Below are 26,150 nucleotides of genomic sequence, written 5' to 3'. Positions count from 1 at the left end.
TATTCCAGCAGACTCACGAGAAAATTTCTACAAGACTCTGTCCTCGACGATGTCTGGAACGATGCGCTTCTCACTGAGTGGGGTGATATTGATTGCGACACCGTGTTTGTGATTTGGCCGATACCCGTCAGTAGTGATCTCGGAGAGGGCGCGATCCGCCCAGTCAGACGGGATTCGTTTGTGGATTGTCTTGCAGCCCTCACCGATCTCTTCAGCGAGTTGTTTGTATTCCTCGAGTCCGGAGTCGTCAACATCGCTGTCCAGAATGGAAGGATCGTCTAATCCCATTGCAAGCGAGGCAAGCAGTTGTTCGTCCTTGGTCAGCGTGTCGAATGGCTCGCCGTCCTCGTCCAGCAAATCAGCACCTTCGCGTTCGAAGTAGTAGGTCATGAAGAGGATACCCGAACTCGAGTAATGGCCAGATCCTTTGAGTCGCCAATTGAAATAGTCGAAGAGGTCGGCCAGATGCGCCTCAACCGGCTCGTCACTTGGCTTAGCGTACTCTTTGCAGGCATACTCAAGTTCCTCAAGCGCGTCGAGCCACTCCTCTCGCCAGTCGTCGATTTTGTCCCAGAAGCCGGGTGAGAAGGTATCCTGGAACCACTCCTCACCGTGGCGCTTTCGAAGTTCCGCTAGTGTCTCGATGCGCTGGGCCGTCTCCGCTCGGAACGCGGCGATCTTTGGTGCGAGTTCTTCCGCACGTGCGCGGTCGTCAGCGTCGAACGCCCGCTCGGTAGTACTCTCGAGTTCCTGCATGACTTCTTCGAGTTCGGCAATCTGCTCAAGTTCGCTCGTGCAAAACGCGAACTCTTCTGTTGCTTCAGCCTGCTCGGTTGTCGACAGCGACTCGTCGTTCCGGCGCTGATTCGCCGCTGAGCGTCGCTCTCGGAGGTCGGCCTTTCGCGGCTCGAGGTACTGGTTACTCAATCGATCAAAAAGACTTGCATCAATCTCGTGGTAGTCAACGAAACAGGCGAAGCCTTCTCCTGTTTCGTCGGCAAGCATGCGTTTAGAGATGACCTTCCAGAGGATGGGTGTTTTTTCCATTCGTTCGATATGATGCTCGAAGAGGTCGTCGGTGATGAACGCACGGAGGTTAGGGTAGGCCTCGTCGGCGGCGGATTTTGCACCGAGAATTTCGTCCACCTCTACAAGGCGGTCTTCCGCATGTTTCCCATAGATCTCTCTAAACCGATCTATTATTAGATCGTGCATGTTCGGCTGATTTCCAGCGCTTTCAAGAGGTATAATACCATCTTCTTTTTCCTTCAGCGATAATAGTGCAAAGTGATGTACAAGTTCACGAGCTTGATTTTTTTCAGTTGGCTCAGGAATATCTATCAGATAATCAATTTCCCCTTCATAACCGTTTTTAGCAGGCGTTTGTGTAGCCACCTCCTGCTTCACAACCTCTGCTAAATCATCCGAAATCTCAATTGATGACAGAACTGCATTGTCCAGTTTTTCTAATGTGGCTATTATTTCAGATTTGATCTGTTGAATGTGGTTTTTGTTTACCTGGATTAACTGAGATATCGGTGTGGAAGGTGGGTGTTGTTCTATTTGAATGGGTTCTGGAAGCTCATCGGAAAGCGAAACGAAGTCGTGTGATGTGTGCCACTGGAAGGAGCTTTCGACTCCTAGAGGTTTCAAGAGTTGTGCCCCAGAATAATTGAAAGACGTGAAGTCACTCGTGTATAACTCCATTAAGAGCGTGGCAAGGTGGCGAGTGTTTTTCCTAACTTCCTCACTCTCCGTTAATTCTGGGAACCATGGAATTTTTGATACTTGGCTGACTTCCCACCTCCTCTCAGGAGTTTGGCAAAGCATCAAATATGTGGCTAATGAACTATTCAAATACCCGAGAAATGCCCAGGGGTCAGAGTTAGGAATGAAAACCTTGCCAGAGTGGTGGAAAACAGCACCCTCAGGAATATAGCCAAAACGTCGACCTCCCTCTCCATGGTAGCGATATGTCAAAGCTTCTGAAAAATATCTGTCCTCGTTTCGAACATACGAGTTCCCAAGACGTTTCAGTTCTTTCCCATCTGAATTCCAATTTACAAGATGTTGCGTCAATGCGACATGCCAACTTTCACCACCACCTTTTGCAAGGGGAACCCAGTTCCCTGGTCGTTTTTCCCAGAAGTAAGATACGAATCGGTCGTTGTTTCCGGTACTCAGACCAGCTTTTACCGATCCACCTGATTTTCTATTTAAATTGGCATTTTTAGAGTCTAACACATATTCGGAGTCAAATAGACTTCGGAGACCAGGATGAGCCCAATACGACATCGGTGCGCCAGGTATTTTGGAGAATTCGTTAATGTCTACATTGTATAGCCTTTGCTCTGAAGATTGCTCCAAATCACCGAATAGAGAGTCTAAAAATGTCCGTTCCTTCTCGTTTGCAGGTACGTCATGCAAGCGAAGAAAAGCAGACATTTGATTTTGTGACATGTGTGTCTCTTTTTTCACAACAGTAGCTGCTGTTCTAACTGTAGCATTGTCCAAAATCCCCAATCCGAATTCGGCTAGAAAGTCAAAGCTTCCAAGAGGGCCAATAAAATCTTCTCGGAAATCTTCGAAACTACGTTTAAACATAAACGTTCGTGGGATCAACATACCAATCCTCCCTCGTTCTTTTGTGAGGTTCTCACAGGCCTCAAAGAAATTCACATAAAATTGAGGTTGGTACCTATAATGCTGTTCAACATAATTTTGGACAGGATCAGGCATCAAACCACCAGAGCCATACGGCGGGTTCATTAACGCCACATCGTAATCCTGTGCCAGCACATCCAGCAACCGGACGAAGCTCCGCAAATCTTGTGCCAAGAACGAATCTGATTCGCGCTGCCCGTCCACTGCTTCACGCAGACTACTAAGGATTTGGCCAAGGGTATGATCTTCTCGAGGGTCATCACTCAACGTAATCTGTACGCTCTTCTCGTCTATTCCATCCTTAAACAGATCTCTAAGTGTCCCTCGAACGTCCAGTAAACTACCAAGACCGTGAACCTCTTCGAAGGCGTCGAGAATCTGCCGGAGTGCGTCTTCCACTTCGGGTTTTCCGGCAGAAACCTCGTCAAACACTTCCTCAACACCCTCGATATCGGCCACCTTCGCGTCGGCACAGACAATCCCTACCTTCGGCATCTCGAAACCGTCAGCACCTTCAGCCTCGGATCGAGTTCGTCCCTTTAGGTACAAGTTGAATGCGGCGAGTTGGCATGCTCGCATATCGAGGTCAACGCCGTAGAGGTTGTGGCGCAGAATCTCTCGGGGAATTTTGGCATGGTCGAGGTCGCTTTCGGCCCGCCAGATACGCTCCAATACGTCGAACGCATACAGTAGGAAGTGACCGCTTCCACAGGCAGGATCGATAACACGAATGTCTTCGGGACTTTCGAACGCCGGTGGCTCCCCCCCTTCCCCAGAGGGAACAAGATATGTGCAGAAATCGACGATACCCGGTGATTCATCGGGCGAGAGTGGCCGGTTCTTCCGTTCTTCTGGCGAAAGCGACTCCTGCGCTCCGACAACGGTCTGAAGTTCGCCCGTGTCCTCAAGATACAGTTTTCCGAGAGAGTTGTCAGTGAGCATCCGCACGACCCAGTGGGGAGTATAGAACTGGTTTGCCGGAGGAACGTCCTCAGGGTCGAGGCCGACTTGCTCACCCTTTTGACGGAGATCGTCAAGGAGTTTGACATTGTAGTACTCATAGACCCAGCCCAGCACGTCGTCGGCTCGCCAAACTTGGTCAGGAACCTCATCAAGCAGCCGACAGAGGTCTTCGAATGTATCGTCGTCTGGGTCGAGAAGACTATACGCAGTCGAGCGATCAAACAGAATCTCAATCTCCTCGGCCAGCTTCTCGCAGGCTCTATGGTACGCTTCGAGGACGGCTTCCTCCTCGAGCATGAACTCTTCAGTGACCAGTCGGTCGGCAGCAGGCGTCAGCCCGTCGTCACGGAACGCTGTGACCTCGTCGTCGATAAAACCACGAACCTCCATACACCGCAGCGCGGCGAGACGGTTTACGATTGTATACCCGACACCGGTCAGATACTGCTCGAACCCATCTTCCCATTCGGCGCCTTCGACGGCTTCGAGTTTAATCGCCTCGATGAGCTTTTCCTGCTCCTCAGTTAGCGAAGCATCTTTGCTGGGTCGATCCTCGATATTGTGAACATCTTCAAGTTGGTACCTTACGTTCGCTTCGACGCGATCGCGCATCTCGGTGACGACATCCTCGAGATGTTCGCGCTCTTCTTTGTCGAGTTGAGCCTTTCGCAAGTGAGTAGGTTCCCCTTCCATACGAGAGTCAGTGATGTCTCAATCAGAGACATGGAGGTATCTTGAAGATTGTCCATCCCTGGTTCGGCGTCCTCCCGGTTGAAGTGTAATCCGGCAGAAGTGGAATAGCAGAAATAAATAATAGACTCGAGTGTAGACAATCCACATGGGAAACAATATTAAGATTACACGACGACAGTTTGCAGGTTCTGTTGTTGGGGGCATTACATTGCTTTCAGGTTGCCTTGCAAGTGATGATACAATTGTTGATGGAGAAGCTCATTCACGTCAGCATTGGCGGTTTGAGCTTGAAGAAGGAGAGTCAGTTCAGATTCATGTCGAAGTGATAGAACGCGGTAGTGTATATGAAGAAACACATATTGAACTTGAAACAGTTGCAGAGGGAATAGTTGAGGAGTGGAGTTTCCCGTTTGAGATGGTAGAACAGACATATGCCTACACAGCCGGACGAAGTGCAGAGTATACACTGAAAGTCTATGGGATGAGCAAGGCAGCAGTAGAAGTCAAATATGCAGAGGAATGAGTAGCTCAGTCAACTCGTTTGCGTTATTCGAGTGATTCGATCAATACGGTGGAACCATCTTCCAATTCGCCCATCAGTTCTCGGATCTGCCGTAACTGTTCCCCCGTCCCCTCAAGTATCTGTTCCGCCTCTTCAATCAGTTCGAGGAGTCGCTCATCTCGTGGTGGCTCGGTTGCTTCGACAGCCCCGACGACAACTTCCGTTGTTTCGTGACCAGGATACTCCGCTTGTAGTTCTTCAGCAAGATCTCCAAGTCGCTCGTAAAGTTCGAACGGATTCTTTGCCTCCTCTAGGAGTTGCTCTACTTCATCAAAGCTTGGGGGACGTGACCGGACGAGTGTCGATTGTACCTTCTTCGTCGTCGGATGATTTGGGTAGTCCTCCTCGAGACGCCGCGACGCATCGCGAAGTTTCGACCAGAGACTTGGTTCACCGGCCGTACCTGCGAGGAGCTGGCGGGCGTTCGCGTACCGCTTCGTTTGGTCGATGACCGATGAGTCGACAAGCTCAGCTTCGGTGAACGTATCGCCATCCCATGCTCGTTCGAGGAGGGCGTACAGCTCATCGATCTGTACCCCTTCGAACTCTACGGATACCTGATCTGCTATCTCTTTGCTGCTTTCATCGTGTGTGAAGAGCCATGTGACGAGACTCGAGACGACCTGCTCTGGCTCGTCTTCATCCGGTATCTCACCTATAATACGTGTGTACTGTTCCCGAACGACTGTCCGGCGATGGGCGTCGGCGTCATCCAACGTCGCTCGCAACCGCTCGGAACTCGGTACGTCGTCACTGGCGACAATCGATTGCATCTCACCCGTAATATCAGCACCCGAGTGTAGACGCTGCATTTCCGCTGTTTGGTCGGTAAAGCGATCCCACAGCGTCTCACTGGATTCGTCTGGGCGGAACAAATCTGTCGCGTGGGCAAACCGCTTGGCTTGCTTCTCGACCTCATCCGATGCGAAGTCCTCGGTCGCGAGTGGTTCACCGCTCAGCGCGGGTTCGAGTGCCTCATACAACGCATCAACCAATGCCTCGTCACCAAACTCTCGACGAACGCCACGCAAGGTTCGCTTGACCAGCACGCTGTGTTCGTTCGCCCACTCGCCTAATTCAGCAAGCCATGCGTCGGGATCGCTCCCTGATGGTGACGTACCGGTAAGCGTTGTAACGATTGAACGGATCTGATCGGGATCGATTCCTTCCAGCGACTCGAACCGAATTGTGACGTTGACGAGCTTGGTTTTGTTTCTAACAGCCCGACCGATCGCCTTGGGGTCAGTCAGGTACTCATCGTCACGCTTGAGCGCGATTTTGTTCGCCGTCGCAAGCGTAATGAGGAGGGCGGCGATCGATTCCCTGGGCGTTCCGCGATACTTCCCGCCACGCTGGACGGTTTCTGCGAGAAGGTCTTCAGCGCGTAGCGATTGACGGGTATCGTATGCGTCGAGGAAGTCCTGGCACCATCCCTCACCGAAGTCACCATTGGGTGTATCGACACCCAGCATGACGGCATCCTCGGTCGAGAGTGGCCAGTCGTCAGCGCCACGGAAAAACCGACCCATCTGTTCCGAATCGGGGACTTCTGTGATACCGTTCGTCAATACATACCGAGTTTGCCCGAAGGCTGCCTGTACCGTTTCGCTCACGAGTTTTGTGAAGGCAGTCTCATATCGACCACGGGCACTTCCAGTGCGTCCGAATACATCCGCGTCAGCGAGCTGCTCGCGAACGGTGGATTCTAACTCTCGCTGGTCGTCATGGTGGTCTGCTCGGAGGTCTGCATGTGTCTCGGTCTCATTGTCCAGCACCTCCTGCATTCCCATTACCTCGCGAAGGCGGTCGACGAGTGATTTCGAGACGGATACTGCAATGAGTATGTGTTCACCACCGTCACGTCCTTCGTTTGTTGATTGCCACGCCTTCACTTGATCAGCAACCCTATTAGGATGATCAGCGACGAGCCGAACCCGAACAGCGTCGAACTCCGGTATTGGTGCCCGTTCGATCGGATCTAGAACTGAGTATTCGAACCGGATCGGGACGTTACGTTCACCCTCGAGGTCAATCTCGTGCCGACTGCCCGCTGAGAGGAGATGACTGCTGGCCTCCTGGAACGTGGTGTGGAGTTTAGCCGACAGACGATGTGAGGAGATCTGTTGGGCATGCGCTTTCGCTCGCCCAAGAATGTCTTCTTGCTCTTCAGAGACGAGGAGATACTCGGTCTCACCCTGTTCGTTCGTCTCGGCCAGGACATATCTGTGTTCGACAAGTCCGTACTCCTGATTTTGGAGTGCATCCTCGACGCAATCAACAAGCGTGTCCAGTGACACGTCCGCCGAGTCACCTATCAACCGGGCTACGTTCTCAGGGGTCGATGGGACGGTCGAGCGTACCTGATTCAAGAGATAGAGGGTCTTCGCAACACGGACTGGATCGATCGATTCAGGGTCGTCTCCGGACGGGAGTTGCTCAATTCGATCCAGCATTTCCTGTACCCAGAGCGGTACGTATGTCGTCTCCTCTACGAGCAAGTCGAATAGTTCGTCCCAGGTGACGAGCGTGCCAACGGACTTCTCGCTCCAGTCGAAGCGCGTGAACAGTGATCGGACGAGAATGAGGAGCGCCCGTCCCTGGACGTACTCATCCTCTGTAACCCGACCACGAGGCATCAACTGCTGAATTACCTTCCGAAGGAGTGCAAGATCGTACTCTCGGAACGGATACGACTCGACTGAGTCGGGATCCGAGCCTACAACGTCCCCGTACGTGTGCAGGGTAAGATCAGGTACACGCTCGAGAGCGGTCTGGACGGCATCCCTCCCCTCCCCGGTTTTTTGTAACCACCGCTTGCGGACGATGATCTCCGTATCCGCACCCTCGAGGGGCTCTTGTTTCCCGAACCACGACTCCGACGTTACGTTACTGTCCTCGAACTCACCGTGAATACGCTCGATTGGGTACTGACCCGTGCCAACAATTGGTGGATTCGGCCCGCCACCCACTTCAGTGAGTGCTTCCATCGTCCGCTGGAATTCACGGTATCGGTGGCGGCCATCACCGATAAACAGCGCGACTTCATCGAGCCCGATCAGCAACTCAGTTGTCGTCTCAGGTGTACTCAGTGCTGCCTGGGCTTGCTCGATTCGGTCGACTAAGTCCGAAGGACTGAATTCGTCCGGATCGACTTCGTCGATAGCGTCATCGATCGACTGCTTCACCTCCGCAGGTGAGGTGAACGGTGAGTCATCGAGCGTCGGTACCGCGTCGTACAACCAGCTCCGTAGTGTCGCCCGCTCGGCGTACACATCCGCGAACGTCTTTCCATCATACTCGAGGTCGAGCAGGGCATCCCAACACTCTTCGTTCATGTCGAGTTGCCACGCCCACTCGAGGAGCCAGTTCGGGTCGGTCGGATAGCCGAGTTCCCGCCCGATTGCCTCGTAGATGAGATACGGAAGTGGTGGTTCCTGTGAAGCATCCCGGTTGAGGAGGTTGAGGAAAACGGGTTTCAGCCGATCAACGTGGGAGTTCGCAATGCTCTGTCTGAGCGATTGAAAGCCCGCCCATCGATTACCTAACTCTTCACCAAGGTCAGCATACTCCGACTCAGTATCGGCAGCGAATCCAGCGAGTTTGAGCAGGTGTGTCTTCCCCGAACCGAACGTCGCCGAAATATAGAGGAAACGCGATTCCTCGTGTGGGTATTTATCGATGAGGGTGCCAAGCGTAGTGAGAACGTTCCGGGCACTTTCCGTCTCATAGAACTCGCGAACGTCATTCTGTGCCTGCTCACGAGCGTTAATTTTCTGTACCTCTTCGAGTTCGCGAGTCGGTGACTGCTGGTAGATGTCGTGAATTCGAGTATCGCTCATTGGAGATGCTCCTCCTCGATTCGGCCCTCGATCTGGTGGGCCGGGTAGTAGTTGCGCGATTCCTCACCGAAGAAATTCAGTTTGCCGCCAACTATGTCCCCCGGGAAGGGGATGCCGATCGTTGATTGAACGTTTCGTCGGTCAAGTTCATCGAGAAGTTCGGATGCTCGGGTAAACGGATATAAACTCCCAAGGTGGGTCAGTACAACGACGTGGTGTTGTTCCTCGGGTGCCGTAATCTGTGAATACAATACGTCGACGAGTTCTTCGGCCAATCGATCTTGCATCGTATCCGTGATCGTTTCAGGCGTTGAGTGTGATCCAAGGTCGATAGCGAGATCGAACACTGGCGTTTCGACGAAGAGTTCGTCCAGTCGGAGAACTTGGGCGGTTCCGGTTTCGGGGAAGTCTTCTGAATCGTGTGGATCTTCGACCCACTCCAGCAACGAATCCGCGACACGCAGTTCGTACCTCGGTTGAACCGGGACGATAACGAACGGATTCCGAATCCCTCGACTTCCACTTGCGAACCGAGAGAGCCGTTTCTTGAATTCGGCGAGCGGATCTGCACTCTTATTCGAGAGGTCACTTGTCATCGAATGATCACCCCCGTCTCAGTTTGCTCGATATTGAGTTCGTGCTGGTCAACCAACCACTCGAGTTCGCTATCGATCGAAGCCCGATCGGAGGGGAGAACTCCAATCATGGTCACTTCAGACAGCGACCGCTCGCCAACGATAGTCTGGAGGTCTTCAAAGAGCGGTTGCAGTTCACTTACCTCACAACCAGTGACTTCCAGAAGCGGTCGAGTATCGGTGATCGAACTAGTTGCCCGAATAACGTCGCCTACGTCCGTCGTCGTCAGCCCGCTTGTTACCGTATCGAGAGCATCGGAGATGGTCTCGAACCAGTCAACAGTGGCCTGAAGGGGGGCCAGATACTGGTTTTGGAAAGCTGGCCGAATATTGGCTTCGTACTGGCCGACGGAGCGAACCCATTCATGCTCACGGAGGTCAGCAACGAGCGAGTCAACGTCTGTTGCTGCTTGGAAGTCACTCCACGCGGATTCAAGTGCGCCATCAATCGAGGGCGAGAGCGTTTGCACGTCATTGAACCTGTCCCAGCCATCGTGTGTCCACCATGTATCGTCGAATTGGCGGAGTTCATCTCGGAGTTGCTGAGAGGCCGTTTCGCATTCATCAGTTAGCCACTCGAACGACTGTTGGGAGACGACGAGTTGCGCATCGAGTTGGACGAGTGCAGGCAACCGCAACTCCCAGACTTCAGCGACCTCTTCATACCACTCACGAGCGGTGTTTGTCGCTTCGACTGTCTGTTCCCAATCCGTGTCGCGAGATTTAACGGCATTGCGTCGCTCGACAGCTTGCTGTGTTCGTGTTTCGAGTCCCTCCGTGAAGGCGTCCAGTAGATCACGAACAGCGTTGGTCTCGATGTCTCCCTCTGCGACTAACTCTACGTCTTCGGAGAGACTTCCCAGGCGGCCCGCAAGCGTGTCGTTCGCATTTTGCAGTCTGACAACCCCATCAGGAACGGTTTCTGTACTATCGATGAATCCACCGCTTGCGAGGATTCCTCGGATGTCCCCACCACCGCTAATTTTCAGCCGTGTTGTTGTCACCGCCGTTAGATCAATGACGGCATCCAACTCGATGGAGGCACCAGTCTCATCGACCGGTAGGAAGTCGCCCTTCCGGCAGAGTCCCCAGATGATCGCACACAGCGCAGGTTTCGCGTTTTTGTACATTGGTTGGCGCTCGATAATGCCGTCGAGGATGGTCGCCATCGCGAGGTTACCACCCCGATGGGTGAGTTGCTGCCCGGTGTACGCCCGAACATTGTTCTGGATGGATCCACCGTGGGTTTCAGGATCTTCTGTTGCAACTTCGATCTGTCGCGCCCACTCGGGGAGTGGGTCTTGAGCCGTGAGTCGCTGAAGTTCCTGAAGGTGCCCTTCGTTGATTTGCAACATCTTTGGATGGAAGTCGTCAGGATAGCGAACGGAGACAACTTCCTCAACTGCGGTTGAGAGGCCTCGAATGTCCGTTCGATCCTTGACAGTGTGCGTGCCACTGGTGAGTGCCCCGGTGACCTTGCTTTGGACGCGGCTTGCTCGATCCGCGAGGTCGCGTTTAACGGATCGTGGTGGCTCGTGATCCCCCACAGCTGCTCTGAGAGCCCACCACTCGATGAGGCTATCACGGAGGTCGTCGAGGCCATCCTCCCCAACCGTCCACTCGAGTGGATGGCCATCGTAGTCAAAATCCCCGGCTGTCGGGACAATTCCCTCGATGGCGACTGGTATCTCGAGTGCGTCATCCGTCTCTACTGCCGTCTTAAGCTCGAGGCCGTCGAGAGTAAACTCGTAGCGAACTGGATACTCATCTGTCGTCTCTCCGTACGTTGCAGATGTTGGGAGTGGAAGTTCGCGCACGATGTCGTCCCACAGATAGTGGTCGACGGCATCAATGATCGAATCCCACTCCGGGTTGGCGAGGCGTTCCTCGGTCGACTCGTATATCTCGCGTTCCTCTTGGTTCGCAAAGGTATATCGTGGGCCGGTGTCGTCGTGGGTTGGACGAATGAATTTCCGAACCCGGTGGAGCGACTCTTCGACACGATTCTCCATCTGGAACTGTGTCGGCCCATCTAGGTCGGTCAGGATGGCGACAGCGATATTCCGCTCCGTCAGTGGGATCGTCCCCGGGATGTGTTGAAGGAGTAATACCGCCTTTGTAACCGACACATCGATCGCCTCTAAGTCGCCGTCTTCGTATTTCTCCTCTATTTCGGAGACGACTTCGACATCTCGTGGCGTGATGTCCTCGAGTTCCGGTTCGATCAGATTGTAAAAGTCAACTAAGGAGATGACGTGTGCCTCTTCACCCTTTTGGAACCACGTCTGGAGAAGGCCGTGAACAAGTGCTAAGATTGCGCGTGCCGTCCCCGAGAAGATTGACTTCGCGGGATCGTGGGCCTTTTGCCGGAGGTTTGAGAGGACTTCCAGGAACAACGCTGGTTGGTAGGGAAGGAATGGATAGAAATCGATGAGAAGGTCGTGGTCGATCGTGTTGAGTGGAGGTTCGGTATTCTGCTCGATCCCAGAGTATACGAGCAATGTATCGGGATCGTTACTTGCTCGCTCGAGGAGTTGCTCGGTCTCCTGTTCACCGACATCCGTCTTCTTCAACAATCGCTGAGTCGAAATCTCGCCCACGTGGCGACTCGGAAGGCCGAAGCGGTGGGGAAAGCGATCTTTGACGATACTGAAGTCGGCCCCCTGTGCGGCGAACTGGGGTTGTACGTCCTCAATCTTGGCCTGCGCAGTTGCAACAAGCTGAATGTTGCCGTCTCCGATTTCGTCAACACTCTCAGCCAGGGTCTGCAGTTCAGTCAACCGATCGAAGTCCGTCCCGATGAAGAGGCTCACTTCGTCGAGGAGCAAGACGAGTTTAACCGGCTGTTCTTGCTCACGTTCTCGCTCCTGTCGTAACTCCTCGAGTCGTTCCACCATCGCTTCCGGATCAAGGTCGGATGGCGTCAGATCATCGAGTCCATCCACCGTCCCGGTTTCGGCTTCGAATAATGTCGGCAGAACCACGTCAGCGAGGGCGCTGTAGCGCTGAACATCTTGCCAGCTATAGGCTTCAGGGTCGTCGACGATTCCCTCGAGGGCAGTGCGCGTGTGCGTGGTTCGATCATTCCACGAATCGGTTGTCCGATACCAATCTTCGAAGAACGCCACCTCGAGTTGTGAGGAGAAACCGCCTTCGACCCCAGTCAGTCGATCCGAGGTATGGGCGGCACGGAGGACGATCTCGCTGAAGCTACGTTGCTTCTGCCCCTGGTATTTCAGTAGGTTTACCGAGATCGGAATAACGTCGTAGTCTGTATGGATCGTGTCCCACGTCGCCTCCAGTGTGGGCAAATCACGGCTGTCTGCCAACTGACTCCAGAGCGCGTCTTGCTGGTGGCTCCACTCGCTATCCATCAGCCCCCGAAGGACGGTAAGGAGGTGACTCTTCCCACTTCCGTAATAGCCGTAGAGCCAGTAGTTCGCTCCCGAACGGAGATCCTCGGATCGACCGAGCAGACGAGAGAAAATGTCCTCCAGGAAGTCTTCAGCCTCATCGGTAATGTGGTAGGTCTGGATCGACTCCAATCGGTGGTCGCGTTCATCATCCTCCCGGTCAATTCGGATAGACTCTTCGAACGTAGCCCCAATATTGGCGGCGAACCACTCATCGTTCCTCATTTCTCCACCTCCGACACGTCTGCCCATCCGTACGTATCACCAACAGGCTGCAACTTGATTTCACCATGAAGCCCGCTCGCGTCCCAACTTGGATGTTGACTGAGTCGTTCGGCCAATGACTCCCAGTATGGGTGCTGCTGGAAGAGATAGAGCCATCCCAGTGGCTGTGTGAGCCACTCTTCACCATCTTGCTCCCACGAATATCCTGAGGCGACTAAGAGTGGGATTGTACCGATGGTGGGAACCTGACCACCGAGTGCTTGTTGGGATTCAATTACGCCAATCTCACGGAGGACTCCGCGAAACCCTTCGCCCCATCGAACTGTCGTTGACGCAGCGTAGTCAAATTCGCCCCCATCAGCGTAGCTGAAGCCGTTGAGAATTGCCTCGATGGATTCTTGATCGAACTGGAGTGCCTCGATTCCGTCTTCGAGGAGTCGGTTAATATATGTGTGAATAGCATACTGAACCAGCGGATCCTCTTCGACGAGATAGAAGTACAGAACCTGTGCTTTATCGCGTGTGGTTTCACACTGTTTAAAGACTGACGGGAGTTGCGTAATCGCAGGCAGTTTACGATCAGCAGTTTTGAAGCGTGAACTCAAGACGCGATAGACTTTGCGCGAGCTGCCTCGAGTGCTTCGACCATCACGGCGCTCGTCGAACCATCTATCCTCTACAGTCGTCCAGTCTCGATGTGTCGCGTAGAGGCGCGCCATCTCCTCTGCCTTGTCGACAAGGAGGCCGCACATCGTCAGATCCATCGAGACGGTATCTCGAGAGAAGGCACCATCGAGTGATGGAATGGCCGCCCGATGATCGTCCCTACGATTGTTCATACTCTCTCGAGCCATTGAGGACACTTATTTGATATGGTCGGGCTTATGAGGATAGACTCAGCCCCCCTCAGAGGCACCGACCGACAATTGTTTTCAGGTGATGTGAGGTAGTAATCAAATCAGAGTGCAATTCTTCAGGGTGAATAGAGAAATCAATCCGCCGTCGACGGCGGATGAAGAACGAGACCGATACCAACCGCTCCTACATTGGGTCGAGGTTCACCTGTTCTCGATACTCGTTCAAAACGGCCATCTCGTAGTTATCACGGTATTCTCTAGCTAATAGACCAGTTATCTGGTCAATCTCTACCGGATTCACCTCATCATCATCTTCCAGGAGTTGATCCATATACGCTAGCGCGGCCTTGTTGTCCGTGAACCGAAGTTTGTGATCAAACCCGCTTCTGATCAGTTTCTCCCAGATCTTGTCGACGTACTCATTTCGGTAATAATCCGATTCGAGACCTATGAGATCATCAGCGAGAGCTGTGAGTTCGGCTTTTGTGATGGCATCACACTCATATCTTGCGATAGCACGAATAAGGCGTCGCCTTTCCAGTCTTGTTCCGGGTATCTCGTTCACATCATTGCGATCGATCTGAATCTCACAGGCATCGTACTCCGAAATTTCTGTCAATGCAGATTTAGAGACTGGTTGAGGATCTTCTGGATCGTAATCGGAGAGTGATTCAGTGAATGTAGTCACATCAGCGTCTTCCCCTTCCACGACCAGCACCGCGTGGATTTCGTCAATCTTCCTCGTCATGTCTGAACGATTGATGTAATCCTGAAGCATCCGCTCTAAGGTAGCATCCGGATCGTCACCCCGTTCGTTAGCGACCTGGTTAAAGTTTGAAAGCAATTCGTCAGAGAGAGTTATACCACTCATATATGATAATATACGAAGTCAATGAAGAAAAGCATTAGCCATATTTGGAAAATATTATTAGCGGACTATCGTAACTCTGTGAAGATTATGACGGAATATTCCAAGACCTGCCCTTGAAGTGGTTCACGTGATTATCGAATTCAATCAACCCTCGTTAAATCGATTGGTGAATCACCAAGAGGAGTAACAACTGTTCAATTGGTATAGCAACAATTCGATTCGAAGTCAAACCAATTATCAACTCAAATCGAAGCGGGTTTTCATATAAAATTTTTTGTAACACGTTATAGGCTCCGACTCTTTCGACTCCGTCGCCATTGCAGACGAGGCCATCTGGAAACGGCTGTCGTAGTAACGAACGTATGAACTCAAATCGACTATGTAGTCCACTCAGACAGTCGATCTCGAGAATCAAGCAGAAGTAAATAGAACGTGAAATTTGGTGGAGTTTTTCTGTTGCCACTAGAGCGTCCTCGGGCAACCACCCCCTTCGTTACGCTCTACTAGGCGTCATACGGTAAAGTACGAGTAGTATTGACTTATACTTGTTGCATTTATAAATGCATATTTCTAGAATTTCATTCCCCCACCGTCCTCATTGTAGTGTTCGACAATTCCTTCTGCTTCAGTTATGATCGGCCACGTTGTGTTTTGTCCATGTTGATTCAGTGGCCGTTGCCGAGGCCATACCGAGTGTTCTACTTCCGATCTTAAGGTTTCAGACGAACACAAAGTTACACTATTACGGGAAGGAATATTCGATGGAAAAGTAATGTTGGTATCCGACCTCATCGACAGCAGCTTCCACAATTACAAAGGGTATCGTAGATCAGCAGACACAAAAAATAGTAGCAAAAAACATTTCAAGAAATAGCGTTCGTTTTATCGGCAATTCGGCAGGGACGACAAACCCGCTATCGTAGCCACTGAGAGTCACTGCACACCTGCTCGTGGTGACTCGCCTAAATCCAGCGCAGAATTGTCGGTTTCGGGCAAAGCTTGTGTCCAGTCTGTCAACCGTTTCAGTATAAATTGAGGTGCCACGAATAAGATATTCCAAAAGTCCACTTACTTTTGAGATGGGAGAGATGGCAGACTGATTTTGGCTCAGTGTAGGTACCCCTCTTTTCGTGATCAGCGGTGTGGGAAAGCCGAATGTGGGTTTCGATTAACTCTCCCACACGGGGGTGTCCGCAATTATTACACGAAGCCGCCGCCGACGGCGGTATTCGCTTTAGTCAGGTTGGCCTTGTAGATCATCGAGTCGATCTTCAACCTCTGCACCTTCAAATGAAGCTGATGTGATATGCTCAAAGAAGCTCTTATGGCCTCGCTTACATCATAGCAATTGCATAGTTCACATGCGGTCTTGATGCAAACTTTTGCCATCTGATCCGATCTACTCCCGTCTGGACACCATCCACCCTCGAAATATTAATCAGAGAAATAACTCATGTTCGGAGTTAAGTCTTTCACTCGTTCGTTCTCACCTGGTACCAGTTCGCTATTAGTCGATCACAGTGAGATGATGTATGAACGTTGAGAAGGTATGCCGTTTATTAGGAGTTGAAGGCCCGCTTGAGTAGTTCCACGCCAAAGTAGTGAACACGAAGATACGTCTCATGTTTGGGATCATCAACGCTGGGAACCCTGGCAGTACCTGACCACACCCCTACGAGGCCATCTCCAATAATTGGTGACCCACTCATGCCGTTGTATATTGAGTCGATCTCCGGTGTGGGGTCACAACTAATACCAAAAACTGGCTCAAACTGCTTTGCTTTCTCTGGTACGTGAATCGCGGTATTCTCGAGGGTTATCTCCATAGGGTTTGAGATATAACTACCCGGGTCAGTTACATCGTGACACTCCTCTTCGTCAGAAAAGGCTCCACCTCCAAATCCATATCCCGATAGCGTGTTTTCCTCCTCCGATGGGAGCGTGACATCCTGGCCAGTGAACACGGAGTATTGGAATGTGGTTGGGTCGAACGGGATCCGAATCGCCAGCAGATCCAGCTTCGGAATGGTGATAACATGACCGTTCGGCATATCGCGCAGATCTAACCGATGATGGAACCACTCGTCCTTTCTTCGGAGATAGATATCAATCACCGGCAGAAAGTCGTTAGTGGTGATCGAGTAATACTTTCCTCCAGTGAACGGACTCAAAATGGTGGCTTTTGTTGGCAACGCATTGTGACGAGCGGTAATTAAGTAGTTCTCTGTGCCAGTAGTATAGAAGAACCCAGTAGCTCTCATATACTCCCCACAGATGATAGGACAACAGACTCGGGGATCGTTATTTACTTCAGCAAGCATATGACTCACCACTTAATCCCCCATACACGACTTCAGGAGTGGTCTGTTCGTTGGCTGTGAACGCTGTTAACCTCGTTTCTCTACTAATGTTTTCCAGAACACTACTGTTCTGAATTAGTAATGATGTCATTACATAATAATCTCAGAGTGTTCTACGCTTATATAGTTCTGCGTGAATGACAGCGCGGCCTTAGAACCGAATAGACCACCTATAAAGATCTTTGAGTTCGTATCTCCTGTTGAAAGGTGCTTTAAAAAGTACTGAATCCGCTTCACTATTGTTTTGGAAGCCGTCCGAGTTCAGCAACTGGCATCTGTCTTCGAGGCGACCCCATTATTTGTTGAAGGTCACCCTTCTCTGGATACAAAGTTTCTGCACCAATAGGTCTTTCAGCGAGTGGCTGTTGATCCCGTTATAATTTATTCCATCAAGTATTTCGATTCCATGTCGGGAATTGGGATCGTGCGAAACTACTCGATTTCCCGGAGATTGACATTGTGACTTTCGTTCAGAAAGGATAAACTCTGACCAGTGTACGCTCAGGATTTTATGAGGCAGATTGCTTGGCAGCAAACGGATTTTCATTTTTGGTTTATCACTCTCGAGAAGCTTGAATCAATAGCAAAACCCTTCTATGAGTGAAAAGCACCGTCGACGGCGGGTATCTCCTACGAAGGATTGAAGAAGAGCTTCTGGTACCAAAAGCAATACCCTGCGAAGCCCGTTACGATATGATGATCACAAGCTTGGAACGTTGTATTTAGCATTTTCTACCCTCTCAAGCTCCTCAATTGGCACACTGAAGACCAAGCCATCATACAAACACACATCAATACCCCACTGACTGGCCATCTCAGTATGGGCTTCTACCAACAATGATTGAGAAACTAGATAGCAATCATCCAAGAATTCTCCTACGTGGCCATCTCTCTCGCCAATTGCGATCGTTGCCGATTCATTCAGTCTCTCGAGTACGGTTATCTGCGCCGTGTCAGTGAATAGTGAGTTGAGGCGATCTTCCGCCATATCGAGGCTAATGTGTGATAAAATTTCTATGAACGTCGGGTCTGTTGTATGGTAAGGCACTTCCAATTGAAGTTTCGACCAGATGGATACTGTATCCTCTACGACAAAGCGAACAACCTCAGGGTCAATCTTGTGCCGTTTAGCATCCTTTACATGAGAAAGAACTTGCTCTGAACCATGCTTACGTACAGCTGCTACAACATCCTGTTCTGTTAGATTCTTATTCTGATGAATCATTGACTCATATTTTGTCCGGAAGCGCATAAGCATTTGCCCAGAAGTGGACATTTGGCCCATTTAATACAATCTACGGTTCGATCTTGAACCCCCAACACTTGAATGCCAGTAAGTGTGAATCAACGGGGTGTTATGGTAGTGTGGTGTGGAATTACGGGTTCCGGTTTCCATTAGCGGGGGAGAAAATGAGCTAATTGGATAGGAAATCTGTTGCATTCCTTGGAATCAGGAGTGAATCGTGTTTGGAATCTGTCCTGACCGGTCTCAACCCACACAAGTGAAATCGCCATCAATGTAGATCATTAAGGCTACCGTCCTTAATCTCGTTTTGTCCAAAATCAATGGCTGGCGAAATTATAGGGTCATACACGAACAGGGTGGCGTATAATCGTCAGGTGGAGAGTATGAGACGTGTTCTATGCCACGCAGACTCATTGTGAAGGCTTAGTTCTCACGGAAAACGAGATACCCACCAATCGCTCCGAAGAGTAGTGGATACATCAGACCGGATATCAGAATCGCTTCCGTGAACGCCACGTTTACGCTTCCAGTCGTACTCCCGTCCTGAATGCTCCACGTGAATATTTGAGTGGCAAATACGACAGCAACCATGTAACCCGCTGCGATAGTAGCACCAATCTTTGCTCCTTCTTCTGGTGTTGAACCTTCAGCGAGTGTTTGTGAGGCCAACTTGTAGCCAGCGGCGATGAGAACCAGTACGGGTACTAGATAATAGACTACCGTTGGAATCGTCAGATCCGCAGACGTTTCGTCAAGCAGGTTCATACTCTCTGTGCCTAACGCCCACGACATCTCGATATCAACAAACTGTCCGCCAAAGTAGAGCCAACCGACAAGCGTGGCAACCCCTGGTTCGTCGTCCTCGGCAGTTTCATCGGATGGATCCTCTGATAGATCGTCACCTATCGCTCCCTCAACAAAGATGAGGCCAGTAAAGAGAACCATCCCGACAACGAAGGCCCCGATCCCAAATAAGAGCGCCCGCTTCCAGGGTACATCATCCAGAAATGAACGTTCCTGCCCAGCATTAGATTGACCAGCCGGTCGTCTCCCATTGCCGCTATCTTTTTCTGAGTTTGACATTACAGGTGGACTTCTCAGTCATGTGAATTAATCTTGACGGCTATCTTACCACTTTCCCTCATAATTAGCTAACCAACCTAGGTGTCATAGAACACGTCTCATAGCCCAATCTGGTGAATCGAAAGAAGTCATACTTGCAAACACGCTCATGTTACAACAGCGGATGGTCAGTAATTCCCGCTACTAGTGGTGGGAGGGTGTCATAGAATCGTTCTCACATCCTCTATACGGCTACCAACAAACGATCAGTACAGGCGAAGTAGTGAGCATATCCAGCTAATGATTGAAACTTATATGAGATGCCAATTTTCGATTACATATGCTTGATGTTCTCGTTGGATTGTTTGCTATCGGACTCGGTACGCTTGGGATTGCACGTCCGCAATTACTGTTCAAACTGCGTCATCCAGTCTCAGTAACATCTGAATCCGGTCTGAACGAAACAGGCGTTCTTCTCTACCGTGTCGGAGGTATTTTCTCTATTTTGGTTGGTCTATGGGTAATATTCGTATGGGGCCCGACCATGAGAGTCGGCCTCTTTTAGGAAATTGTTTGTTCAGTTCGCATCTGTATGTATCGGCTTATCTACCGCAGAAGCCGACGCAATCAATTCCATGGGAAGTATTCTATGACACCCTCAGTGGTGGTATAATTGCGGACAACCCCCCCCCCCCCTCCCCCTCTATCTACTCGTATCGTAAAAGGAGATGAATAGGGATTCCCGCTTACGGTGGTGGTATAATTGCGGACAACCCCCCTCCCCCTCCCCTATCGTGAAACGGATGCTATGTGGCTATCAACCGCAGAGAATCACGTTCACAGGAACGGATTTTGTGACCAGTAACCGTAACAGTGAGAATCAGAATCAGCAGCGCACGAGAGACCGATCAGTGCTGAGCGTAGAATCCGCAGCAACTGAGCCCACACCAGGAGTTATATACTGACGCTGTCGTCGACCCTGGCCAGGATGAGCCACAGTACCAGCGATGGGCAGATTGAAGTATCGAACATCGGCGGGATTGACCGGACGACACTCACGTTTCAGCCGGGATTAACGCTTCTCGTCGGTGAGAACGCCACAAACCGTACGTCCCTCCTCCGGGCCATCAACGGCGGCCTTGGGGGAACGATGGCACGTCCAAAATCAGACACCGATCGAGGCACGGTTGAACTCGAGCTGGGTGGAAGACAGTACACACGCGAATTGGATGCCCCAACTGATGAAGGGACGGACTCTGGAAGCGGTCGACCGATTGTAGACATGGTAACTCTCCTGCGGGATAATCCAGTCCGTCGTCTCATCGAAACCGGTGATCACCAGGATGTAGATACCATGCTTGGCAATATCGTCATGTCTCCTGTCGACCAAGCAGGACTCAAAGACGAGCGCAATGTACTTCGTCGCCGTGCGAGTCAAGTTGCCGATGAGTTAGCCGAAATCGAACACGCAAAACAAGAACTTGTGCGCCAGAGGCAGGCACTCAGCGAGCGCGAACGAAAACTGAACGAGGCGAACGACCAAATCGACACGATCCAGGAGGCCATTGCTGAATCGAGCGTTAGCCGTTCTGATGCCGAAGAGTTCGAAGACTCCCTTCGCGAACAGACACAACTGCGCGAGAAACGAAATGAGATCACCAACCGAATCAACCGGCTCGAAGACAGCCTCGAGAGCCGGAACGCAGAGCGAGCGAGCGTTCGAGAACAGTTGGAGGTCGCTGAACAGGAACTAGCGTCGTCCGAAGCACCAACTGAGTCACAAATCGCTGCCGTTACCACCCAATTGCAGACGCTCGAGCGGGATAAGCGAACGACCGATCAGCTCGTTGAATCCGCCCAACGGCTCATCGATTCCGGCCTTCCGGCTGAATTCACCACGGAGACACTGACTGATGGACTCAACCCGTCAGCAAGGCGGCTAACCTGTCCGCTTTGCGAGTCGGAGACAACACAGGGATCTGTCGAAGACCGCCTCGACCAACTTCACCAAATTGCTCGTGGGTATGCCACCGACATCGACGAGTTGCGATCACAACGCGATCGGCTTGAAAAACAGCGGCGACACCATCAATCACTGGAGGATACACGTGACCGCTTCGAACAGTCACTCACTGACCTAGACGAGGGAATCGAAAGGACACAAGAGATGATCGAGGACGCGCAGGTGGAAGTAGCCGATGTTGAAGCTGAACTGGAGACGCTCACTGCTGAAATTGAAGCAATTGATCTCTCACAGAATGAGGCCGTCTATGAACAGTATCAAAAACTAACAGAGCATCAACACACTGCACACCGACTCGAGACAGATATCGCAGAAACTACGGCGCATCTCACCGACCTCGAAGACCGCATATCCGATGAGGAGCATCTGAAGGCAAAGCAATCCCGGCTCAGCAGTGAGATTCGTGAACTGAACAACCACGTTGAGCGGGTCGAACAAGAGGTCACGGTAGGGGTGACTGAGGCGATGGACGACCTTCTCGAGTTACTCCGCTTGGACAATATCGCTCGGGTTCGGGTCGACCGTCAGCCAACAGATAACCCGACTACCTACTCATCGTTCCGCGTTGTCGTCGTGCGCGAGAACAAGTCTGGGGAAGTCTACGAAGACGACTTAACCACGCTCTCCGAAGCCGAGCGGGAACTCGTCGGACTCGTCGTCGGTATCGCAACCGGTATCGCACATCGGAAAATCGCCGACAGCGATGTCCCAGTCCTCCTGCTCGACTCACTGGAGAGCTTTGATAGGAGGAATATCGATGTGCTTCTCGAATACGTTTGCAAGACGGTCGATGTTCCCCACGTAATTGCCGCTCTTCTTCCAGAAGATGCAACGGCAGTATCGCATGCACATCAGCTCATCCCTGCCGATGAATTAGCAGTCCCAGAACAGGCCAACCACTAGTCACATCGATCGATACTCACCCATGACATGCAAAGTCTGCACGCAAATCGAACAGTACGGGATTACAGCGGATCTCGAAGCCTGGTATGACGATGATGATGATGATGAAGATCTCAGCTTGCGTGACGTGGCGGATCGGTTAAATGCACGCTTGCTTCAAGAGGCCTACTTCGCAGCGGGCTCTCAGCGACCACTGAGTGCGTTGGAGGCTCATTATGAGCATCTGTATGGCAAAAATGCATCAGATGAGAAGGAAAAAGCGAAAACGAGTCTTCGAGAGGCGGGGCTCGATCCGAAGCCGTTCGCACGGGATCCTGCGAAGCGGTATACTGGCGAGTTTGTCTCGTACGGAACCGTCCGGAAGCACTTCAACAAGTGCCTCGGGGTCGACACGTCACGAGAGTGGAAGTCACTGACTCCGGCGAAAGCAATCCAACAAAGTGACGACATTGTTCATCGCAATCGAAAAATCTTGGAAGAAAATCTCGTCCGTCTCGCTGATGATGGACTCGTTCGTACGGAAATTGAACGGCTCGACGTTGAGATTACCGTGAGTTGTGGCTCTTGTCATCGACGCTGGAGTTACGCCGAATTTGTCGATGCAGGAGGATGCTCCCAGTGCTGTTCCGAGGAAGGTGAGGAAGAGAATGACTGAGAAGCAGCCCAGTACGTGGTACAACGCCCCAAACGCGGTGCAGCGGCGGTACACCACAGACTGTGGAATCACGGTTTATGTTGATTCGGCTGGGAACCAGTATCCAAGCGTCCCAACAATCACCTCCCGAATTGATCATTGGAACTCAAAGGAACGGTTGATCGATCCGATCATCCATGAGCAATATGGTGAGGCCACCGTCAGCGACCGCTGTGATGTTGACCCCAGTCATCTCTTTTGGTTTTCACGGCAGGTCGGCCGATTAGCACATCATCAGATCGCCTCTCAATACCGTGATATTGGGTCGTACGAACTGACACTGGCCGAACGCGAGTTGACAGAACTCAATGAATCTGAGGTCAGAGAGGATACGCACGATGATATCGTCTATTCCGTAGCTGCGAGTCGAGGATGGGTTACTGGGAGAGACGATCCAGCGTTTGAGGTTATTTCCACGGATGGCGCACTCCTCCGACAGGCTCGTGAAGATGTACGCAAAATCCGACGCAATTGGGAGCTTGCCAGCTCCGAGTTAGGGATCACTCAGGAAACCGTACAAGCAGTCGAATGGATGGGCGTTCATCCATTGCCGAACGAGCATGGCACGCAGTCGGCTGGTTTTGGTGGCCAGATCGACCTGATCTATGAACGTGATGGGAAACACAAGACGGTCGATCTCAAGACCTCAGAGTGGTTCTATGCGAAATATGTGATGCAAGCCCTGGCGTATCGGCATCTCTGTCCGCTTTCAGCCGAAACGCAGGTCATTCGACTTGGTCGTGAGCGAGGAGACTATGCGGTCTTCTCGTCAACCAGTGATGACTGGCCAGACTCACAGAGAATTTGGAGCCGGTTCAAAGCGGAGGCAATTCTCGTGAGCGAACTGGTCAATGGAACCCGATGGGACTAACGGTTATGTATAGTGAAGGCAATCCGCCGTCGACGGCGGTTTAGTTAGAAGTATGATAGATCCGCCGTCGACGGCGGTTTTGTTGGATACTTGATCACTCCGTCGTCGACGGCGGTGTTCCTTATCAATAGGCACATATGCCGACAGCCGCTTGAAGATGAGTTTGTCAGAGGTTCCACTCGTCTCGCATGTATTCTTGGACATCACCGCCCACACAATTCCAGCATGGTTCGTAGGTTCCTGCTGCCTCACGGAGTGACATTACGTCTCGACGGTCTCCAGCGCATCGCAATGAGAGATGGAACATGTGCGAGGCCTCGCTCACATACACTTGTTCATTGCCAGTGACGGTCATAATTGACACTTCATCACGAGGGTTTTCAGTATGTTGATCACGGATTCTATGACCATTGTCTCTCTTCCGGAGTTTGTTCAGCCCACCTGATTATTTGTAGTTGGTATTCCAATTGCGGACATATGAACGCAGAAGAGGTGGGTGAATACGTCGAGCGGTCACAACAACTGCTCGAGGCATCCCCACGAATGAACGAGCAGAATACAAAAGTGCGGCTCGTTCAACCGCTACTCGAACTCCTCGGATGGGATCTGTACTCAACTGAAGTCGAACTCGAGTACACGGTTCCAATGGCGTCTGGAAGTACGCACGTCGATTATGCACTCCTCGTCGGTGACTCCCCAGTAGTCTTCGTGGAAGCGAAGGCAGCCAGTTCAGGGCTGAGTTCACACCACGTCACGCAACTCAAGAGCTACATGCGCCAGGAACTCGATGTAGACTGGGGGATTCTTACGAACGGAAAGGAGTTCGAGGTACTCACCAAAGATCAGCATAGCAACGGTGGTGAAGAAGTTTCAGTGGTACAATTCGATCTCGACGACCTTGCCGAGAGTCCAGATGTTCTCGAATTGCTGTCCAAGGAAGCGATCCGTTCTGGGAAAGCTGATAAGATAGCCGTTCAGGTGGCCCAAACGAATGAGGCTATCAGATACCTCAACCAGAACGAGAGTAACGTAGCAGAGACGGTGAGTTCAGCAGTGGAAGGGGAACTTGGGGAGGTTCCGCTGGATTTGGAAGAACAATCGCGAGATTTCGTTCAGAACCTGGTCTCTGCACTCCGTGAACAACGCCAGTTCGTTCGCGAAGACCGGCCAACTGAAAACCCCAACCCACAAGCGAGCCCACCAACTGAGGATGAGAGTGATGAACTACAGCCTCGGCGGAACAGAGTCGTTGGAACCATCTCTCGTGAAGAGATCGAGGGCGACGATGATGCGACCGTCGCTGTCTACGCTTCTCGCGAATCGGGCCTCCGCTTCTTAAGAGAGAACGCAGCATGGGGCTTCGTGAGAGTAGGAAAGGAGTTTGATTATATTGCGATGTACATCTCTGGGGATGTGGGTGAAGTCCAGTTCTTTGCAGAAACTGATGCAGTCGTAGAGCCGAGTGTTGCTGGCTTAGAACGCGATTTAGACGAATATGATATTGAAGAAGGAGAACAAGTCATTACGTTCAAACGAGATTCATTCTATGAACTGAAGGATCCAGTGCCATTTGAATCGAAGTATCCACAATCACGCCGAGACACGACACTCGGTAAGCTGAGAACGGCAACGACAACTGACGACCTCTTTTGATCGACCTCAGTTGTGCTAACGCAGCAGGCACATTCGGGGTTCCTATCCCAGTGATGAGTGTTCATTGGACAATCGGTGGCTGCTCACAACAGATCTACTTAAGTCAGGACTGCATATGAAATATTGAACTCGCTGTGGAGCGGGTTCGAAAAGGCGCAAGCGACCAGGAATGGGGGTTCCTGTCCGTCCAATTGTCCCTTCTTTCTACGTTAGGTGGGTTTCGAACTAGCAGATTAAGTCGGAAGCACTTAATCAAGCAATATGGAGCTGGAAGCTGAACGGCGCGTCCTTCGCTACCAGCTGGGCGAGCGACTTCTCGAACTGCGGGAAGGGAACGTTTCGTCGATGGTCGCGAATCTCCTGCGGTGGCACGACTCAACATTTCAGATCCTCGCACTCCGTGAACGTGGCCACGAAGCCCTTATCCATTTCAGTGGAGGGAGTGGCTCATCGATTGGCGTCTACAGTGTTCCGCGACACGGAACCGTGACGTTCACCGGGGAGCGGTTGGAGTACGAAGATCTCGAAACGTGGGTCGAAGCAAATTCTGAGGAATTGGACTGGATCCATCCAGAATTCATACCAGACGGATTTTAACTACGCAATTCATGTCGCT

Annotated in this window: 16 protein-coding genes; 7 read left to right on the top strand and 9 right to left on the bottom strand. The window is 51.5% G+C overall.

All coding sequences use genetic code 11. From position 1 onward, the window contains the following. Positions 1–27 precede the first annotated feature (27 nt). A complete protein-coding gene (pglX, locus tag NGM68_RS09860; RefSeq protein WP_252697952.1) occupies positions 28–4,320 on the bottom strand; it encodes a BREX-5 system adenine-specific DNA-methyltransferase PglX in 4,293 nt (1,430 codons plus the stop codon). Positions 4,321–4,465: 145 nt separating this feature from the next. Between pglX and NGM68_RS09855 the strand changes: the two genes are divergently transcribed. Then, positions 4,466–4,843, top strand: a complete 378-nt coding sequence (locus NGM68_RS09855) for a hypothetical protein (RefSeq protein ID WP_252697950.1) — start codon at positions 4,466–4,468, stop codon at positions 4,841–4,843. A 23-nt stretch (positions 4,844–4,866) separates the two neighbouring features. Here the strand turns inward: NGM68_RS09855 and NGM68_RS09850 are convergent, their stop codons facing one another. The 8 genes from NGM68_RS09850 to NGM68_RS09815 all read right to left on the bottom strand — a co-directional run bounded on the left by NGM68_RS09850 (position 4,867) and on the right by NGM68_RS09815 (position 19,411). Beyond that, complete coding sequence (locus NGM68_RS09850) at positions 4,867–8,721, bottom strand: hypothetical protein (protein WP_252697948.1); 3,855 nt, start codon at positions 8,719–8,721, stop codon at positions 4,867–4,869. Further along, positions 8,718–9,317: a BREX protein BrxB domain-containing protein gene (locus tag NGM68_RS09845; RefSeq protein ID WP_252697946.1), complete on the bottom strand. Its 600-nt coding sequence runs from the start codon at positions 9,315–9,317 to the stop codon at positions 8,718–8,720. Before NGM68_RS09845 ends, NGM68_RS09850 begins: the two co-directional genes overlap by 4 nt. Beyond that, entirely contained in the window at positions 9,314–12,994 is a 3,681-nt protein-coding gene (locus tag NGM68_RS09840) for a hypothetical protein (RefSeq protein WP_252697945.1), read from the bottom strand. Before NGM68_RS09840 ends, NGM68_RS09845 begins: the two co-directional genes overlap by 4 nt. Beyond that, the gene (locus NGM68_RS09835; protein ID WP_252697943.1) at positions 12,991–13,833 is read right to left on the bottom strand and encodes a hypothetical protein; all 843 of its coding nucleotides are present in this window, start codon (positions 13,831–13,833) and stop codon (positions 12,991–12,993) included. The genes NGM68_RS09840 and NGM68_RS09835 overlap by 4 nt, the downstream gene beginning before the upstream one ends. A 202-nt stretch (positions 13,834–14,035) precedes the next feature. Further along, positions 14,036–14,722, bottom strand: coding sequence for a hypothetical protein (locus NGM68_RS09830; protein WP_252697942.1), 687 nt, complete (start codon positions 14,720–14,722; stop codon positions 14,036–14,038). 1,559 nt (positions 14,723–16,281) lie between these two features. Beyond that, positions 16,282–17,043, bottom strand: a complete 762-nt coding sequence (locus NGM68_RS09825; RefSeq protein ID WP_252697941.1) for a hypothetical protein — start codon at positions 17,041–17,043, stop codon at positions 16,282–16,284. Positions 17,044–17,782: 739 nt separating this feature from the next. Next, positions 17,783–18,307 (bottom strand): hypothetical protein, encoded by a 525-nt coding sequence (locus NGM68_RS09820; RefSeq protein ID WP_252697939.1) that lies wholly within the window; start codon positions 18,305–18,307, stop codon positions 17,783–17,785. A 444-nt stretch (positions 18,308–18,751) separates the two neighbouring features. Further along, positions 18,752–19,411: a DUF7978 family protein gene (locus NGM68_RS09815; protein WP_252697935.1), complete on the bottom strand. Its 660-nt coding sequence runs from the start codon at positions 19,409–19,411 to the stop codon at positions 18,752–18,754. A 319-nt stretch (positions 19,412–19,730) separates the two neighbouring features. Between NGM68_RS09815 and NGM68_RS18400 the strand changes: the two genes are divergently transcribed. The 6 genes from NGM68_RS18400 to NGM68_RS09790 all read left to right on the top strand — a co-directional run bounded on the left by NGM68_RS18400 (position 19,731) and on the right by NGM68_RS09790 (position 26,131). Beyond that, complete coding sequence (locus NGM68_RS18400; protein WP_484549494.1) at positions 19,731–19,955, top strand: DUF6199 family natural product biosynthesis protein; 225 nt, start codon at positions 19,731–19,733, stop codon at positions 19,953–19,955. A 423-nt stretch (positions 19,956–20,378) separates the two neighbouring features. After that, positions 20,379–22,316, top strand: a complete 1,938-nt coding sequence (locus tag NGM68_RS09810) for an archaea-specific SMC-related protein (RefSeq protein WP_252697933.1) — start codon at positions 20,379–20,381, stop codon at positions 22,314–22,316. Positions 22,317–22,338: 22 nt separating this feature from the next. Continuing rightward, positions 22,339–22,971, top strand: coding sequence for a rod-determining factor RdfA (gene rdfA, locus NGM68_RS09805; RefSeq protein ID WP_252697931.1), 633 nt, complete (start codon positions 22,339–22,341; stop codon positions 22,969–22,971). Then, entirely contained in the window at positions 22,964–23,881 is a 918-nt protein-coding gene (locus NGM68_RS09800; RefSeq protein WP_252697929.1) for a PD-(D/E)XK nuclease family protein, read from the top strand. Before rdfA ends, NGM68_RS09800 begins: the two co-directional genes overlap by 8 nt. 477 nt (positions 23,882–24,358) lie before the next feature. Beyond that, positions 24,359–25,534: a type I restriction enzyme HsdR N-terminal domain-containing protein gene (locus NGM68_RS09795; RefSeq protein ID WP_252697928.1), complete on the top strand. Its 1,176-nt coding sequence runs from the start codon at positions 24,359–24,361 to the stop codon at positions 25,532–25,534. A gap of 261 nt (positions 25,535–25,795) precedes the next feature. Further along, a complete protein-coding gene (locus NGM68_RS09790) occupies positions 25,796–26,131 on the top strand; it encodes a hypothetical protein (RefSeq protein WP_252697927.1) in 336 nt (111 codons plus the stop codon). The last annotated feature ends 19 nt before the right edge of the window (positions 26,132–26,150 follow it).

The sequence above is a fragment of the Natronosalvus vescus genome (assembly GCF_023973145.1).
Classification (GTDB): Archaea; Halobacteriota; Halobacteria; order Halobacteriales; family Natrialbaceae; genus Natronosalvus; species Natronosalvus vescus.
The sequence above is the reverse complement of the archived record's forward strand: the minus strand, read 5'-3'. Positions and strand labels throughout refer to the sequence as shown.